The following is a 16192-nucleotide window of genomic DNA, read 5'->3' on the forward strand; positions in this document are numbered from 1 at the left end:
CCGCCGCCCAGCAGGCCGCCGAGGATGATGCCGCCGAGCACCGCGCCGCCGACCCCGCCGCCCGTTCCCCGCGCACCGCCCGGACCGTTCCGGTTGCCGTACGAGCGCACGTCCTGTTCGGCCAGGCTCCGGGCCTGACCCGCCAGCGCATCCGCCTGCCGCGCCTCGGCCAGCGCCCCCTGCGGATCCTTCGACCCGGCCAGCTCACGGGACCGGTCCAGCCGCCGCTGGGCCTCCGCCAGCCGGGTCCGGGCCTGGCTCCCCACCGCCCCCCGGTTCGTGGTGATGAAGTCGGCCGCCGCGGCGATCGCCGAACGCGCCGTGAGCACCGCGCCGTCCAGGAGCGACATCGCCCGCCGGTCGCCCTGCTCCCGCTCACGGACACCGGCCAGCGCCGCGTCCAGCGCCGCGTCCGCCTCCTCCACCCTGCGCAGCGCGTCGATCGGGTCGTACGGACCGGCCGACATCCGGGCCCGCACATCGTCGAGCACCGACTTCGCACGGGCGATCCGGCCCCGCAGGTCCGCGGTCGGCGCGCCGTCCCCGGCGCCCTCCAGCAGCCCGCCCGCATCGGCCAGATCGGTCTCCGTCTCAGTGAGGGCGGCGGGCAGCCGCCCCGCCGCCTCCGCGAGCTCCCGGCTGCGCCGCTCCACCGCGTCCACGAGGGTGGTCGCCTGGTCGACGGCGCCCTCGGTGGCCCGGATGTACACCGCCGCCGCCGAGTTGCTGGCACTGTCCGCCGACTGCCGGCCCCGGTTGAGGCTCGACGTGGCGAAGACCAGCCGGTCCTTGGCCTGTTCGATGTCGCCGGCGACCGCCGCGAAGGCCGACTCCGCGTACTTCTCGCGCATCGTGGCCAGGGTGGCCTCGGCCGCGGCGACCCGCCCGGCAAGGGCCCGGAACGCGGCCTCGGCCGTGGCCAGGGCCTGCGGAGCGTCGGCCTCCAGGGCACGCAGCCGGTCGAAGTCCGCGGACACGGCGTCCAGCCGGCCGCCCGCGTCCGCGCAGCGGCTGATGATCTCGTCCAGCATCCGGCGCCTGGTCGGCTCGTCCTCGGGAAAGGCGTCGTCCAGCTGCTGCCGCAGCCGGAACGCCGCCGTCAGCTCACCCTTCGCGAAGCCGACGGCCTGAGTGAACGGGGCCGCGGCCTCCTCGCCGAACTGGGCGGTGGCGAAACCAAGTTCCTCCTCGCTGGTGCGCACCGCGTCATCGGTGTCCACCAGCGCCTCCTTCGCGCGGGCGTCGAGCTCCGGAAGCGGCGCCGGCTCGGGCGCCCCGCCGGGCGGGGCCGGGCCCCAGCCCTTCGCGCCGGGCGTGGTGCGGGTCGTGGCGCGCCGCCTGCGCCGGGTGTACGCGTAGCCGGCCACCGCGGCGGCCCCGCCGACGACGACCACCGGAAGGATCAGGTCCCCGGTGCTGGTGCCGCCGGAGCCGCTGCCGGGGTCGGCGGCACCGGGCGTGATGGCCGGGGTGGGCACGGGCCGGTCCGCCAGCACGGCGGAGTACCCGTCCGCCGCGCCGATCGCCGCGCCGGCCCAGTCGTGCTCCCTGAGCGCCGGCTCGATCGCGGTGCTCGCCACGTCCCGGAGCTGGGAGTCGGTGAGACGGGAGCCCTGCTCGACGGTGTACGCGTACTGCCGGTCGTGGGTGGCGACCGCGAGCAGGACGTCGTCGCGGCCGAGGCCGTTGCGGTCGGCCGTCGCATCGGCCCAGCCCTGCGCGGACCGGCCGGAGAAGTCCCGTACGTAGACGACGAAGAGCTGTACCCGGCGGTCCGCGTACAGCCGGTCGAGTGCCGCGCGCACCTGGTCCCTGCGGTCGCCGAGCGCCCCCACCCTGTCGGTGATCTGGCCGTCCCGGGACAGCGTGACGGGATCGTCGGCGCCGGCGGTCGGCGCTGCGGGAAGGGCCAGCCAGCACACCGCCGTCAGCACGGTGAGCAGGGCCCGGCCCGGTATGGACATCCGGGTACGGCTCACGGGCGTCGTCACATTTGTGAGGCTATGTCCACCCTCCGTCACCCGCGACCCGGCGACCGGGCCCGCCGACGGCACCCGGGCGGTGCGCCATGATGCCTTTCGTACGGCGACGGCACACCGAAACACAGGGGGAGACGGACGTGCTCACGGGGATCGGACGCGGGGCCGGGCGGATACGCGAGCGGGCAGCCGGGTTCCGGTGGACCTGGCCCAGGAGGATCGCGCTGGGAGCGGTCCTGGTGATCGTGGTGCCGGTCCTCACCGCGGGCATCGCCCTGCGGCTCAACTACTCCGGCGATCCGGGCGACAACACCCGCACCCGTGGCCGCGACGCCATCTGGCTCGGCCACGCCTGGGTCGACGGGCGCAGGACCGATGCCGACCTCGCCGCGTTCGCCGCCCGGATCGAGGGGACGGGGATCAAGGACCTGTACGTCCACGCCGGGCCGCTGGAGCACGACGGCACCCTGCCCGCCGACCGCTACCCCCGGGCCCGGTGGCTGATCGACGCCGTCCACCGCACCCTGCCCGGCATCCGGGTCCAGGCCTGGCTCGGCGATGTGCTCGCCACCGAGGGGCCCGACGGGCTGCGCCTGGAACGGGCCGGATCGCGCACCGCCGTGGTCGCCTCCGCCCGGCAGGTACTGGACGCCGGGTTCGACGGCGTCCACTTCGACCTGGAGCCGCTGCACTCCGGCGACCGGAACTACCTCTCGCTCCTGGACGACCTGCGCGCGCTCACCGGGGCGCGCCGGGCACAGCTGTCCGTCGCCGCCCACCAGATCGACCCGCTGCCCGCGGCGCACCGGGTGATCGGTGTGGTCAGCGGCGGCAGCGAGAAGTGGTGGTCGCAGGAGTTCTTCGGCCGGGTCGCGCGCCGGGTCGACCAGATCGCCGTCATGTCGTACGACACCTGGATGCCCCTGGAGGGCCTGTTCGGCGGCTATGTCGCCCAGCAGACGGAGCTCGCCCTCGAAGTGACGCCGCGCGACACCGATCTGCTGATGGGAGTCCCGTTCTTCCACGAGAGCGACCTCGGACACCACGAGTCGGCCGAGACGGTGCCGGCCGCGGTCCGGGGGATCCGGCTGGGACTGGGGCGCACCGACCGCGACCGCGAACGGTTCGGGCTCGCGCTCTACGTCGACTTCGCCGCGCGGGAGGGCGACTGGACGGCGTACCGGGCGGACTGGAACTGAGCGACGGCGTACCGGGCCGGGGCCGGGCCCCGAGCACTCCGCCCCGGACCGGTACGCCGCCACGTCACGAGGCGGTTCAGATGGAGAACCGCTCCTTGGCGAGCAGCGGCCGCACCTTCGACCGGAACCCGCCGGTCCGGAACGGCCGTTGCAGCAGACCGGGGCGGATCGCCTGGGCCAGCGCCGCGGCGATCATGCCCTGGTCCAGCGCGAGCAGGTAGTCGCTGACCCGCCCGGTGCCGACGTTGACGGAGTCCCGGAAGCCGTACCCCGCGTGGTAGGCGCCGAAGTCGCGGTCGAGCGCGCGCAGGTTGGCGATCGCCTCGGCCGGTGCGTACGGCAGGGCGAGGAAGGAGGCGTGCGGGGTGACCACACCGTTGGTGAACGCCGAGGCGGGCGGCAGCGGCTCGCCGTCCTTCGTGTACGTACGGTCGGTGTTGGAGGCATAACCGTCGACCTGCATGCCGATCGCGTCGACGCCGTACTCCTGATAGCCGCCCTCGGGAATGTTCGAGGGGGAGAAGCCCCAGTACCCGTAGCCCGCCTCCTGTGTGCCGTGCTCGATCTGGCTGCGGACGTACCGGTGGTGGGTCAGACCCCACGACTCGGGCGACCACTCCGCCTCCGGCACGAACAAGGGCACCATCAGGGCCTCGAACATCGACCCGCCCCAGCTGGGCACGAGCTTCCGGCCGCGATGGGTGTAGTGCCCCTGCCAGACGCGTACGCCGTCCATGGCGACGTAACCGCCCTGCGGGTGCTGCTCCTGCTCGTGCTCGGGCAGCATCGTGCGCAGCAGGTGCCAGTAGTGGTCGGCGGGCAGCGAGCCGTCCGCGATCCCCAGGTAACTGGCCATCCGCGGCTCGGTGTTGAGCGCGCCGTAGTGGTGGCCGGTCGGCTCCTCGGTGTCGGGCCAGAACCCGCCCCGCAGCTGACCGGGGCCGGCGACCGGGTCGGCCGGGTCGTACGGCGTGTAGTAGTAGGACCAGTCCGCGGTCGCCAGGACGCGGGCGATCCGGGGGCGCAGCGCGGGCGAGGCGTCGGCGGCGATGCGCAGGCCGGTGATCAGCCAGGCGTTGTCGACGGAGGACAGGAACGGGCGGACCGGGTCGCCGGTGCCCGGCCACCGGGTGAGGACCGAACCGTCGTGCGCGTCGTACCAGTTGAGCCAGAAGCCGTGGTGCCGCTCCAGCTTCTCCACGGCCCGCACGGTGCGCTCAAGACGCCGGTGCATGGTGTCGTCGTCGATCACCCCGAGTCCGGCGGCGGCCACGGTCGACCAGAGGCCGCACCCGATGTTGGTGGGGGAGGTCTGACGCGACTGGACGGGGGCGCCGGGCCCGCTGACGTCGATCTTGTCGACGGCGAGACCGAAGTCGGTCGTCATGGCCTCGATCGAGCGGTACGTGTCCCGGAACCAGCGCAGCAGCAACGGTGCGTGCGAGCCGCGCACCGGTTGGGCGGCGCCGGCCGGGGATGCGGCCAGGGTGCCGAGCGACAGGGTGGCGGCCCCTGTTCCCGCGGCGGTGAGAAACGTACGACGGTCCATCGGAACCCCTCGAAGAAGAGCCACCGGCTGTGTGCGGTGGGCGGATTTCGTTCGTCGGTCGTGATGTGCGGCGCGGGGCGCCGTTTCCTCGTACGGCACCCGCGTGCGCCGCCGCACGTGAGCAGGGCTGGACACGAGCGGCGCCGCACGCGGGCACAGGGCCGAGAAGGCCCTGCTGTACGGGGACCGGCGTCCGTCAGGTGTCGCCGGTTCCCGTACGGGCGGGAGCTGTCAGGTAGCTCCCGGTCGGGGGGAGCCGACATCGGTCGGCCCGGGGGAGCCGAGGTCGGCTCGGGTGGCCGGCGTCAGTCGGCGATACGCGGCAGGGCGCGGGTGCGGCCCATCTCGCCCAGCCAGACGGCGGACGGCTTGGGCAGCCGCTCGAAGGTCTCCGGATCCCAGCCGATCAGGCCGAAGGTGGGCTTGTAGGAGCCCCACTCGTAGTTGTCGAGCGCGCTCCAGGCCAGGTAGCCCTGGATGTTCAGGCCGTCCTGGATCCCGGCCGCGACCTCGTTGAGGGCGCCGGTGTAGTAGTCGACGCGGCGGCTGTCGTCGTCGGTGGCGATGCCGTTCTCGGTGACGATCAGCGGGATGCCGTTGCCGAGGACCTCGGCGGTGTGGCGCAGCGCGTACCCGACCGCGGAGGGGTAGTACTCCCACTGCGTGAGGGTGCGCTCGACGCCCTCGGCGGTGGGTATCGGGCCGTCGGTGCCGATCTTGGTCCGGGTGTAGGACTGCACACCGATCCAGTCGTCGCCGCGGGCGGCCTCGATGAAGACGTCCTCGCGGGGGTGCCGGTAGGCCGCGGTGACCTCCTCGGCGCCGGGCAGGGCCTGGTAGACCTGGTTGGCGATGGTCCAGCCGACCTGGATGTCCGGGTTGATCGCCCGGACCTCCTTGACGGCCGCGTGGTGCGCGGCGATGACGGCGTCGGTGGTCTCGTCGTCGGGGGTCGGCAGGCCGGCGGGCGGGAAGCTGTTGTCGCCCCGCTTGGCCTGGCCGGCCATCACGGCGATCATGTTCGGCTCGTTGATGGTGCAGACGTGGCCGACGCCCTCGGCGATCACCGGCGCGCAGGCCGCGACGTAACGCGCGAAGAGCTCGGTCGCGCCCTCGGCGGTCCAGCCGCCGCGCGCCTCGAACCACTGCGGCACGGTGAAGTGGTGCAGGGTGATCATGGGGCGCAGGCCGCGCTCGATGGCGCCCTCGACCATGCGGCGGTAGTGGGCGAGCTCGGCGCGGGAGAAGCGGCCCTCGGCCGGCTCGATGCGCGCCCACTCGATGGAGAACCGGTAGTCGGTGAAGCCCAGACCGGCCAGCGTGTCCATGTCTTCGTTCCAGCGGTGGTAGCTGTCGCAGGCGTCCAGGCTGGGCTCCTGGATGTGGGTGCCCGCGGCGTGCTCCTTGACCCACCAGTCGCTGTTGGTGTTGTTGCCCTCGATCTGGTGGGCGGCCGTGGAGGCGCCCCACAGGAAGTTTTCGGGGAACGGGACCTGGGTGTGCGTCATCGCAAACTGTCTCTCTGGTGATGAAGGGGTGTGACCGACGGAGTGTGGGGCCGTGGCCTCGTACGTTTCGGTGGGGCCGCCGGGCGGGCTACTTCATGCCCGCCGTGGCGATGCCCTGGGTGAAGTGCCGCTGGAGCGCGATGAACAGGATCACGACGGGCAGGACGACCAGCAGGGAGCCGGCCATCAGCATGCCGTTGGAGCCGCCCGCCTTGTTGGGGTCGGTGGCGAAGGTGGCCAGGGCGACCGGCAGGGTGTACTTGTCGGGGTCGTTGGTCGCGATGAGCGGCCAGACGAAGTTGTTCCAGGAACCCAGGAACGTGAAGATCGACAGCGTCGCCAGGGCGGGCTTCACCAGCGGCATCACGATCCGCCAGAAGATGTACCACTCACCGGCGCCGTCCATCCGGGCGGCTTCCAGCAGCTCGTCCGGGATCGACTGCATGAACTGCCGCATCAGGAAGACCCCGAAGGCTCCGGCGGCGAACGGCAGTACCAGACCGGCGTACGAGTCGATCAGCTGCAACTTGCTCATCAGCACGAACAGCGGCAGCAGCATCAGGTTGCCGGGCACCATCAGGGCGCCGAGAACCAGGCCGAAGATCTTGTTGCGGCCGGCGAAGTTCAGCTTGGCCAGGGCGTACCCGAGCATCGAGCAGAACACCAGGTTCGAGACGGTGACCAGCACCGCCACGATCACCGAGTTCATGAAGTACAGCGGCAGATCGAGCTTGTCGAGCAGCTCCCGGAAGTTGTCCAGGGTCCACTCGGTCGGGATCCACACCGGCGGGCTGGCCGTCAGTTCCTGCTGTGTCTTGAAGGCCGACAGGGCCATCCACAGGAACGGCGCCGACATGATCAGCAGGCCGACCGAGAGCAGGACGTAGACGAGTACGCGCTTCGGGTTGCGGGTCTTCTTCGTCCCGGCCGGCGGTGTGTTGCCGGGCTGCTTCGACGGCGCCGTCGAGACGGCGCCCGGTGCACTGGTGGCGCTCATTTCGTGTTGTCCTTCAGCAGTCGGAGCTGGAGCACCGTGATGCCCATGATCACTACGAAGAGGACATACGCCATGGCGCTCGCATAGCCCATGTGGAAGAAGTTGAAGCCCTCGCGGTACATGTTCAGCGAGACGGTGAGGGTGGAGTCCGAGGGACCGCCCTGGGTCATCACGAACGGCTCCTCGAAGACGTTGAGGTAACCGATGGTCGTGATCACCGTGGCGTAGAGCAGCGTCGGCCGCAGCAGCGGCACGGTGATTCCCCTGAACTCCTGCCAGACACCGGCGCCGTCCAGCCGCGCGGCCTCCCGCACCTCGGTGGGGATGGCCTGCAGACCGGCGATGAAGAGCACCATGACCGTACCGAGGTTGCGCCAGACCGCCATCGCGATCATCGACGGCATGGCGAGCGTCTCGGAGCCCAGGAAGTCGGGCGAGGTGAGGCCCACTTCGGAGAAGAGCCCCGCGACGAGCCCGTCGCTCGGGTCGAGGACGAACCGCCAGACCACGGCGACCGCGACGATGGTGGTGACCACCGGGGCGTAGAAGCCGACGCGGAAGAAGGTCCGTGCCCGGTCGATGCCGTTGTTCAGCAGTACGGCGACGACCAGACCGAGGCCGATCGTCAGCGGGACGCCGATCACCACGAAGTACGCCGTGTTGAAGAGCGACTTGAGGAACTTCTCGTCGCCGAACAGCTTGACGTAGTTCTCGAAGCCGATGAAGTTCGCGTCCAGCGGGTGCGTCACATTGCGCAGCCCGAAGTCGGTGAAGCTCATCACCAGCGTGGCGATGATCGGGAACGCCATGAAGACGAGGAAGAGGACGAGGAAGGGGGTGGAGAACAGCCAGCCGGCCACGTTCTGCACGCCCATCGAGGCCTTCTTGCCGCCCCGGCGACCCGCGGGCCCGGTGGCCGGGGACCCGGAGGTCCCCGGCCCGGCCTGCGCCTTGGCCGCCTGCGCGGCCTTTGCGGTCATGGTGCGCATGACTCCTACTTCATCCGGCCTTCGATTACTTCAGAAGGCCTTCGATCTGGGACTGGGCCGTCTTGAGCGCGTCCTCGGCGGACGCCTTGCCCTGGGTGACCTTGGCGATGGCCTGGTCGACCTTGTCGGTGATCTCCGTCCAGTTGGACAGCGACGGGGAGGCCTTGGCGGTGTCCATCTGCTTCTTGAACACCTGGAGGTCGGCGTCGTCGGCGAGGGCGCCGGAGGTCCACGCGGAGGTGTTGGCAGGCAGGTCCTTGGTGCGCTTGTACCAGTCGACCTGGCCCTTGGTGTCCGTCAGGTACTTGATGAACTCGGTGGCCGCGGCCTTGTGCTCGCTGTCCTTGGAGACCACCAGGGAGGAGCCGCCCGCCATGGAGGCGGAGGTCTTGTCGGCGGGCACGTTGGCCACCGCCCACTTGCCCTTGATCTGCGGCTGGCCCTCGTTCAGCAGGGTGACGTGCCAGGGGCCGCCGAAGAACATCGGGACGCGGCCGTTGCCGAAGTCCTTGACCACGTCGTAGCCGGGCTGCACGGACTTGTTGGAGAGCCCCTTGTCGAAGTACGAGCCGTACTCCTTGAGCGCCTTGACGGCCTCGGGGCTGTCGATGACGGCCTCGCCCTTGTCGTTGACGATCTCGCCGCCGGCCGAGTACAGGAAGGAGTAGAAGTTCTGCACCGTGTCCAGGCCGCTGGGCTGGATGGACAGGCCCCACTTGGTCCCGGCCTTCTTCTGGTAGGCCGAGGCGAGGTCCTGCATCTCCTTCCAGTCGGTCGGAGCCTTGGTGACGCCGGCCTTCTCGGCCAGGTCGGTGCGGTAGTAGAGGACGCGGGTGTCGACGTACCACGGCACGCCGTACGCCTGGCCGTCCACCTCGCCCTGCTTCCAGCCGGACTGGAAGAAGTCCTTCTCGTCGAAGGTCTTGGTGTCGACCGGCTCCAGAACGCCCAGCTCGGCGAACTCGCCCATGTAGCTGCCGCCCATCTGCGCCACGTCCGGCAGGGTGCCGGCGGCGGCCGCGGAGACCAGCTTCTGGTGGGCGACGTCCCAGCCGACCGGGGTCACCTTGACGGTGATGTTCGGGTTGGCCTTCTCGTAGACCTTGGCCACATCCGCGAGCTTCTCGCCCTCGGCCCCCATGGCCCAGACGGTGAGCGTCTGCTTCTTGTCCGCGGCGACATCGTCGCCGGAGCTGCCGCACGCGGTCAGGCCGAGCGTGAGTGCGGCGGCGACTGCGATGCCGATCGAGGCGTTTCTGGCGGTGCGGGGCATGGAGGGCTCCTCCTTGAGCAATCCTGATGTATGCGCTGCCTGTAAGCGCATACATCACTCTGCGGCAGACATTCGGGAATCCGCAAGAGGGTGCTAGGTCACACTCGTGCAACGTGCTGGACATCTGAATGTTCAACTTGGCACGGTATGCGCGCCAAATGAGAATTTGGGCATGATGTGACCGATTTCGCTGCTCACCCGATGATGATCAAGGGGCTGTGCCGCCGGGGCGCGGGCCGTTACGGTCGTGGTCATGGCTTCGTTCGAACATGACTTCCCCTTCGACCCGGCATACGGCTACACGCTCCAGGACCTGCTGAGCGTCCCCGCTCCCGCCGCTCCGGACGATTTCGACGCCTTCTGGCGCGAGTGCTACCAGGAGGCCCGCAAGGTCGCCACGGAGCCGGAGCTCGGTCCCGTGGAGGAGGAGCGCGACGGGGTGCGGATCCACGGCGTGACCTTCACCTCGGTGGGCGGCGTGCGGATCGGCGGCTGGGTGGCGCTGCCCGTCGAGGGGGCGGCGGAGTACGGATTCGTCATCGGGCACGGGTACGGCGGCCGCGAGCAGCCGGGCCCCGATGTGCCGCTGCCGCTGCCCCGGGCCGCGGCGATCCTGCCCTGTGTACGGGGCATGAAGTCGCGCGGGCTGCACCAGGGCATCCCGGACGTGTCCGCCGCGCATGTGCTGCACGGCATCGAGTCGCGCGACACGTATGTCATCGGCGACTGCGTGGCGGACCTGTGGTGCGCGGCGTCGGCGCTGCACGAGCTGGTGCCGGAGCTGGCGCCGGGGGAGGGCGGCCCCGGCCTCGGCTACCTCGGGGAGAGCTTCGGCGGCGGGCTGGGCGCGCTGGCGCTGCCCTGGGACGACCGGTTCGGGGCCGCACAGCTGACGGTGCCGACCTTCGGCAACCACCCCTTGCGGCTCACCCTGCAGTGCATCGGCAGCGGCGAGTCGGTGCGGGCCCACCACCGCGACCACCCCGAGGTCACCGAGGTGCTGCCGTACTTCGACGCCGCCACGGCCGCGACGCGGCTGGAGGTGCCCACCCTGGTGGCCGCGGCGCTCTTCGACCCCTCGGTGCCGCCGCCGGGACAGTTCGCCGTGCACAACGCGCTGGCCGGCGAGCACGAGCTGCACGTGCTGGACGCGGGGCACTTCGAGTACCAGGGCACGGCGGCCGAGGCGGCGGAGCTCCGGGCGGCCCGGCAGCGGTTCTTCGGGGAGCGGCTGGGCCGGGCCCGATAGCCGGTACGGGGGCCGGCCCGCCCGGGCCGGTTCCCGTCAGCCGCAGCCGCAGCTGGCGCGGCGGATCAGGGACACCGGGAGCATCAGCGACACCGGCTCGCTGCCGCTGTTGCTCAGCCGCTGGACCAGCAACTCCACCGCCTGCTCGCCGAGTTGGCGGATCGGCTGGCGTACGGTCGTCAGCGGCGGCCGGACGATCCGGCTCAGCGGAATCCCGTCGAAGCCGGTCACCGCGATGTCCTCGGGCACCCGAACCCCGCGCCGCTCCAGCGCGCGCAGCGCGCCCACCGCCATCTGGTCGTTGGCGAAGAGGACCCCCTGCGGCCGTTCGCCCTCCCGGTCCAGCAGCGCCTCCGCCGCACGCGCTCCCTCGGCCTGCGTCATCATCTCGGCCCGCAGATCGGGCGCGTCCGGCACCGGCAGCCCGGCTTCGCGGCACGCCTGCCGGAAACCGAGGAACCGTGCCTCGGCGTCCGGCGACTCCACCTCGCCGCCGACGAAGGCGAGCCGGCGCAGCCCGTGGTCCTCGATCAGGTGCCGGGTCAGTTCGCGCTCGCCGTCGGCGTTCGCGACGACGATGTGGTCGAGGTGGTCGATCTCGCGGGGGCCGGCGATCATCACCACCGGGAGCCGGCGCGATATCACTTCGAGGTCCTCGGTCGGTACCGTCTGCGCCAGCACGGCGAAGCCGTCGACCCGCCCCGCGACCTTCGCGACGAGGCTCTCCGGGCCGCCCTCCAGAGAGGCGGCGATCAGCAGCGCGTATCCGTGCCGCCGTGCCGCCCGCTCCATGCCGCGGATGATCTGGTCGGAGTAGAGCATCACCGCGTCGTCGGCGTCGCTGTCCGCCTCGGCGTCGGCCTCGGCGTCGGGGTCCGCGTAGTCGGGGAAGCAGAGGCCGAGCACACCGGTGGTCCTGCTGGCCAGGCCCCGGGCGTTCCCACTGGGTACGTAACCGAGCTGGCGGGCGGCTTCGAGGACCCGCTCGCGGGTCTGGGCGCGGACCGAATCGGGGGTGCGGTAGACCCGCGAGACCGTGGCAATGGAGACGCCGGACCGCTCGGCGACGTCGTACACCGTTGGGGCGCTCACTCGACCGACCGTCCGCTTCTTGTTCCGTACCGAAGCACCTGCTGTTGCATGTACCGACCCTTTTCTGAAAGCGCATTCACCCTAGATCGCGGGCCGCGTGACGGGCAAGACCGTCCCGAAGGAAGACAGGCAACCTTGCAAGATGTCCTGTGCACCTTTTACGTTGGGGGCATGCCGGAACCCACTGGAACCACCCTTCCGGGCCGCCGCGCCGCGTCGTCCGCCGAGCCGAGTGCCGAGGAGCTGGCGACCCGGCTCACGGCCGTGGTCGGCCGGCTGCTGCGACGGCTGCGCAGTACGTCGTCGGGCGCACTGCTCACACCGACACAGCGGTCGGTGCTGTCCCGGCTGGACCGCGAGGGACCGGCCACCACGGCCGCGCTGGCCCGCGCGGAGTACGTGCGCCCGCAGTCCATGCGGCTGACCCTCGGCGCGCTGGAGAGCCAGGGGCTCGTCGAGCGCGCGCCGGATCCGGCCGACGGCCGCAAGGCGGTGATGTCGCTGACGGCGGCCGGGGCCGCCTCGCTCGCCGAGGTCCGGGCGGCGAAGCACGACTGGCTCGCCGAGGCCGTCGCGGCCGGGCTCGACGCGGACGAGCGGCGCACCGTCGCCGAGGCCACCGAGCTGATCGACCGGCTGACCGCCGGGAAGTGACCTCCTGGGCCCGGTCCTGGCCCTGGTCCCGGGCGCGGTCCTGGTCCTGGTCCTGGTCCTGGTCCTGGTCCCGGGCATGGTCCTGGGAGGTCACTTGACCGCAATGTCGCAAGTCGGATCCGGCTCCGGATCCGGCTCCGGAGGCGCCCCAGGCCCAGGCCCGGGCTCAGGCTCCGGGCTCCGGCCCAGGTCCCGGGCGTACCGGGCAGACGGCCGTGACGGCGCCGTGCCTGAATCCGCGCCGGGCGCCCGCCCGCGCTCGGGCCCGTACTCCCCACGTACCTGAATTCCCACCCTTCACCCCACCGCACAGGAGCATCACCATGACCGCCACCACCCTGGACCCGAGGACCGCCCTGGTCGTCATCGACCTCCAGAAGGGCATCGTCGGCCGGGAGACCGCCCACCCCGCCGACGGCATCGTCGCCAACTCCGCGGCCCTCGCCGACGCCTTCCGCGCCAAGGGCCTCCCGGTCGTCCTGGTCCATGTCGTCGACGGCGCCCCCGGCCGCAACGAGACCCCGATGGGGGCCGGCGGCCCGGCGCCGGCCCCCTGGGCGGGCATCGTGCCCGAGCTCGGCCCGCGCGACGGCGACATCGTGGTCACCAAGCGCACCTGGGGCGCCTTCCACGGCACCGACCTCGACCTCCGGCTGCGCCGCGCCGGTGTCACTCAGGTCGTCCTGGCCGGCATCGCGACCAGCATCGGCGTCGAGTCCACCGCGCGCTCGGCGTACGAGCACGGCTACAACGTCACGATCGCCACGGACGCGGTCACCGACATGGACGCGGACGCGCACCGCAACAGCGTCGAGAAGATCTTCCCGCGCCTGGGCGAGACGGACACGACGGAGGCGATCGTCGCGCTGCTCGGCTGATCCCGTGGCCGGCTGGTCGCCACTGCCCGGCTGATCACCGATGCCGGCTGATCCCTCGATTCCCGGGGGTGAGACCCGGGGCGAGCCCGGGGAGCGTTCCCGGTGAACGATTCCCCGGGCCGGCCCGAGCGGCTCCCGTGCGGCGCGGTAGACCGGGGCGCTCCGCCGCACGGGTGAGGTTCGGTGCCGTCGCGCCGTGTCTGCGCCCCCGCCCGCGCGGGGGCGCCTTCAGTGGAGGGAAGGAATCGGTGTGATCAACTGCATATGCCACCAGAAACGCACAATCTGGCACACCCGTGGACGGGTGGGTCGGGCCGGCCCCGGAGGTATCAGCCATGTCCCACGTCGGCGTCCCGCGCGGGACGGCCCGAAAGCGCCGCTCCCTCGCGCTCCTCACGACGGGCGTGCTGACGCTCCCCGTGCTGGCCGGCTGCAGCTCCGACGACGGCGCGACCGGTGTGACGGCCCCCCAGGACATCGCGGTCGCCGGCCGGAGTGCGGTCGCCGAGGGCGGCACGGTCAACTGGGCCGTCGACGCCCTGCCCACCACCCTCAACGCCTTCCAGGCGGATGCCGACAGCACCACCACCCGGATCACCGGCGCCCTGCTGCCGACGCTCTTCCCGCTGGACGCACAGGGCCGGCCGCAGCTCAACCCGGACTATCTGGAGTCCGCGAAGGTGGTCGAGAGCGAGCCGCGGCAGGTGGTGCTCTACCGGCTCAACCAGCAGGCGGTGTGGAGCGACGGCCGGGAGATCGGGGCGCCCGACTTCGTGTCCCAGTGGCGGGCGCTGAGCGGCAAGGACTCGGCGTTCTGGACCGCCCGCAACGCCGGCTACGAGCGCATCGAGAAGATCGAGCGCGGCGCCGACGACCTTGAGGTACGGGTCACTTTCGCCAAGCCGTACGCGGACTGGCGCTCGCTGTTCTCCCCGCTCTATCCGAAGGACGTGACCGGCTCGCCGGACGCCTTCAACGACGGGGCCCGGACCACCCTGAAGGCCACCTCGGGACCGTTCCGGCTGCGCGGCGTGGACAAGGCGACGGGCCAGGTCGCACTGGTCCGCAACCCACGCTGGTGGGGGAACCCGGCCAAACTCGACTCACTGGTCTTCCGGGCCGTCGCCCCCAAGGACCGGACCGGGGCCCTGGCCGCGGGCCGGGTCGACGTGGCCGACGTGGACGCCGCCGCGGCCCACCGGATCGTGCAGGCGGCCGGCGGCAAGGGTGCCGACGGGCAGCCGCTCGCCCAGGGCCCCGGCGCGGGTGAGGGCCCGGCCGCGGCCCTGCGCTCCTGGGCGGTGTCGCACGGCTCGAACGCCGAGGAGGCGGCTGCCGCACAGGCCGCCAGGGAGAAGAACCGGGCCGCCGCCGACGTGATCGCCGCCGAGCAGGCCGGGCTGCGCGCCTATGTGGTGCGCAAGTCGCTGGAGCCCGCCTACACCCAGCTCGCGCTCAATGGCGAGTCCGGTCCGCTCGCCGACGACCGGGTGCGCCGGGCGGTCGCCCGCGCACTGGACCGCCAGGAACTCGTGGACACCGTGCTGGGGCCGCTCGGCCTGCCCGCGCGGCCGCTCGGCAGCCATCTGGCGCTGGCCGGGCAGCCCGCGTACAAGGACAGCAGCGACGCGCTCGGGGGCCAGGACACCGAGGAGGCGCAGGCGCTGCTGGCCGACGCGGGCTGGACGCCGGAGGGCGCGGTCGAGAAGCCGGACGGCACCAAGGCGGGCAGCGAGGCCGGCAAGAAGGACCCGGCGAAGCAGGATCCGGCGAAACCGGCGAAGAAGGAAGCGGAGAAGCAGGAAGCGGAGAAGAAGGGGACGGGCCCGGCCGCCGGGAAGGCGGGCAGCACCGACGACAAGCCCGGCGACGGCGCGGACCGGCGCGAGCCCGCCCCCGGCGACGGCGACCCGGCGGGCGACGCCACCCACGTACTGGCCCCCGCCCCCGCCGCCGCGTTCCACAGCTCCGCACTGCTGCGCCAGGCCGGCTACCTCTCCGAGTCCGGCCTCTCGGAGGACGTCCCCTCCAGGGTCACCGCCCAGGACAAGCGGCCGGGAGGCGCCACCGGCGCGTACGCCCCCGCGGGCACCGCGGCCCCCGCACGGGCGGCCGACGGGCGCCGCGGTCCGCTCGGCAAGGACGGCAAGCCGCTGACGCTGCGCTTCGTCCTGCCGTCCGGTCCGGGTTCGCAGCCGCTGCGCAGCGTCGGGGACAAGATCTCGGCGATGCTCGAATCGGTCGGCATCCGTACGGAGATCACCAAGGTCTCCGACGAGAGCTACTTCCGGGACCACGTCGCCTCCGGCGACTACGACCTGGCCCTGTACTCCTGGCCCGCCACCGCCTACCCGGCCACCGACGACCGCCCGATCTTCGCCAAGCCGGTGCCCGCCACCGACGGCTCGCTGCTGGTCGAGCAGAACTACACCCGGGTCGGCACCGACCACATCGACCAGCTCTTCGACCGGGCGGTCTCGGAGCTGGACGAGGACGCCGCCCGGGATCTGATGAAGCAGGCCGACGCCCGGATCTGGGCCGCCGCCGGATCCATTCCGCTCTACCAGCGCCCGCAGCTCGTGGCGGCGAACAGGAAACTGGCGAACGTCGGCGCCTTCGGCTTCGGGACACCCCACTACCAGGACATCGGGTTCAAGAAGCCACAGGCCGCCGGAGCCCCGGCGAACAAGAAGAAGTAGCAGGTCAGAAGAGGGCCGGAAGCTCAGAACTGGCTCAAATCCCTTGCCCGTCGGCTTGCCCGGCGGGCAAGGTCGTCGCTACCCGTCGACCCGGGCGGCCGCTCGATCCCCCCACCTCTGAGACCC

Annotated in this window: 12 protein-coding genes; 5 read left to right on the top strand and 7 right to left on the bottom strand. The window is 71.8% G+C overall.

From position 1 onward, the window contains the following. Positions 1-1979, bottom strand: a 1979-nt coding sequence (locus tag AADR41_RS36480) for a TPM domain-containing protein (protein ID WP_446751172.1), incomplete at its 3' end; no start/stop codon positions are given. A gap of 140 nt (positions 1980-2119) precedes the next feature. On the opposite strand from AADR41_RS36480, the gene AADR41_RS36485 reads away from it, so the two are divergent. Then, a complete protein-coding gene (locus AADR41_RS36485) occupies positions 2120-3178 on the top strand; it encodes a hypothetical protein (protein ID WP_446751171.1) in 1059 nt (352 codons plus the stop codon). Between the two features lie 76 nt (positions 3179-3254). On the opposite strand, the gene AADR41_RS36490 is transcribed toward AADR41_RS36485, so the two are convergent. The 5 genes from AADR41_RS36490 to AADR41_RS36510 form a co-directional block, all read right to left on the bottom strand. Further along, complete coding sequence (locus AADR41_RS36490; RefSeq protein ID WP_342286295.1) at positions 3255-4727, bottom strand: glucoamylase family protein; 1473 nt, start codon at positions 4725-4727, stop codon at positions 3255-3257. 305 nt (positions 4728-5032) lie between these two features. After that, positions 5033-6235: a glycoside hydrolase family 1 protein gene (locus AADR41_RS36495; protein ID WP_342286297.1), complete on the bottom strand. Its 1203-nt coding sequence runs from the start codon at positions 6233-6235 to the stop codon at positions 5033-5035. An 88-nt stretch (positions 6236-6323) separates the two neighbouring features. Beyond that, positions 6324-7232 (bottom strand): carbohydrate ABC transporter permease, encoded by a 909-nt coding sequence (locus tag AADR41_RS36500; RefSeq protein ID WP_342286299.1) that lies wholly within the window; start codon positions 7230-7232, stop codon positions 6324-6326. Further along, positions 7229-8221: a carbohydrate ABC transporter permease gene (locus AADR41_RS36505; protein WP_342286301.1), complete on the bottom strand. Its 993-nt coding sequence runs from the start codon at positions 8219-8221 to the stop codon at positions 7229-7231. Before AADR41_RS36505 ends, AADR41_RS36500 begins: the two co-directional genes overlap by 4 nt. A 25-nt stretch (positions 8222-8246) precedes the next feature. Continuing rightward, positions 8247-9494, bottom strand: a complete 1248-nt coding sequence (locus AADR41_RS36510) for a sugar ABC transporter substrate-binding protein (RefSeq protein WP_342286302.1) — start codon at positions 9492-9494, stop codon at positions 8247-8249. Positions 9495-9747: 253 nt separating this feature from the next. On the opposite strand from AADR41_RS36510, the gene AADR41_RS36515 reads away from it, so the two are divergent. Beyond that, positions 9748-10743 (top strand): acetylxylan esterase, encoded by a 996-nt coding sequence (locus AADR41_RS36515; RefSeq protein WP_342286303.1) that lies wholly within the window; start codon positions 9748-9750, stop codon positions 10741-10743. Between the two features lie 36 nt (positions 10744-10779). Here the strand turns inward: AADR41_RS36515 and AADR41_RS36520 are convergent, their stop codons facing one another. Next, complete coding sequence (locus AADR41_RS36520; RefSeq protein ID WP_342286304.1) at positions 10780-11835, bottom strand: LacI family DNA-binding transcriptional regulator; 1056 nt, start codon at positions 11833-11835, stop codon at positions 10780-10782. Between the two features lie 171 nt (positions 11836-12006). Here AADR41_RS36520 and AADR41_RS36525 point away from each other — a divergent pair, with 171 nt between their 5' ends. From AADR41_RS36525 to AADR41_RS36535, 3 genes are all read left to right on the top strand, one after another. Further along, positions 12007-12489: a MarR family winged helix-turn-helix transcriptional regulator gene (locus tag AADR41_RS36525; protein WP_342286305.1), complete on the top strand. Its 483-nt coding sequence runs from the start codon at positions 12007-12009 to the stop codon at positions 12487-12489. A gap of 323 nt (positions 12490-12812) precedes the next feature. Then, positions 12813-13367: an isochorismatase family protein gene (locus AADR41_RS36530; protein WP_342286306.1), complete on the top strand. Its 555-nt coding sequence runs from the start codon at positions 12813-12815 to the stop codon at positions 13365-13367. 335 nt (positions 13368-13702) lie between these two features. Beyond that, positions 13703-16066 (top strand): ABC transporter family substrate-binding protein, encoded by a 2364-nt coding sequence (locus tag AADR41_RS36535; protein ID WP_342286308.1) that lies wholly within the window; start codon positions 13703-13705, stop codon positions 16064-16066. Positions 16067-16192 lie beyond the last annotated feature (126 nt).

This window comes from Streptomyces sp. CLV115 (assembly GCF_038448545.1).
Taxonomy (GTDB): domain Bacteria; phylum Actinomycetota; class Actinomycetes; order Streptomycetales; family Streptomycetaceae; genus Streptomyces; species Streptomyces sanglieri.

Bases quoted from the DNA above. Each gene is read 5' to 3' on its own strand.
- AADR41_RS36530 (WP_342286306.1), top strand. From the start codon at position 12,813: ATGACCGCCACCACCCTGGACCCGAGGACCGCCCTGGTCGTCATCGAC.
- AADR41_RS36510 (WP_342286302.1), bottom strand. From the start codon at position 9,494: ATGCCCCGCACCGCCAGAAACGCCTCGATCGGCATCGCAGTCGCCGCC.
- AADR41_RS36515 (WP_342286303.1), top strand. From the start codon at position 9,748: ATGGCTTCGTTCGAACATGACTTCCCCTTCGACCCGGCATACGGCTAC.
- AADR41_RS36535 (WP_342286308.1), top strand. From the start codon at position 13,703: ATGTCCCACGTCGGCGTCCCGCGCGGGACGGCCCGAAAGCGCCGCTCC.
- AADR41_RS36495 (WP_342286297.1), bottom strand. From the start codon at position 6,235: ATGACGCACACCCAGGTCCCGTTCCCCGAAAACTTCCTGTGGGGCGCC.
- AADR41_RS36490 (WP_342286295.1), bottom strand. From the start codon at position 4,727: ATGGACCGTCGTACGTTTCTCACCGCCGCGGGAACAGGGGCCGCCACC.
- AADR41_RS36505 (WP_342286301.1), bottom strand. From the start codon at position 8,221: ATGCGCACCATGACCGCAAAGGCCGCGCAGGCGGCCAAGGCGCAGGCC.
- AADR41_RS36500 (WP_342286299.1), bottom strand. From the start codon at position 7,232: ATGAGCGCCACCAGTGCACCGGGCGCCGTCTCGACGGCGCCGTCGAAG.
- AADR41_RS36525 (WP_342286305.1), top strand. From the start codon at position 12,007: ATGCCGGAACCCACTGGAACCACCCTTCCGGGCCGCCGCGCCGCGTCG.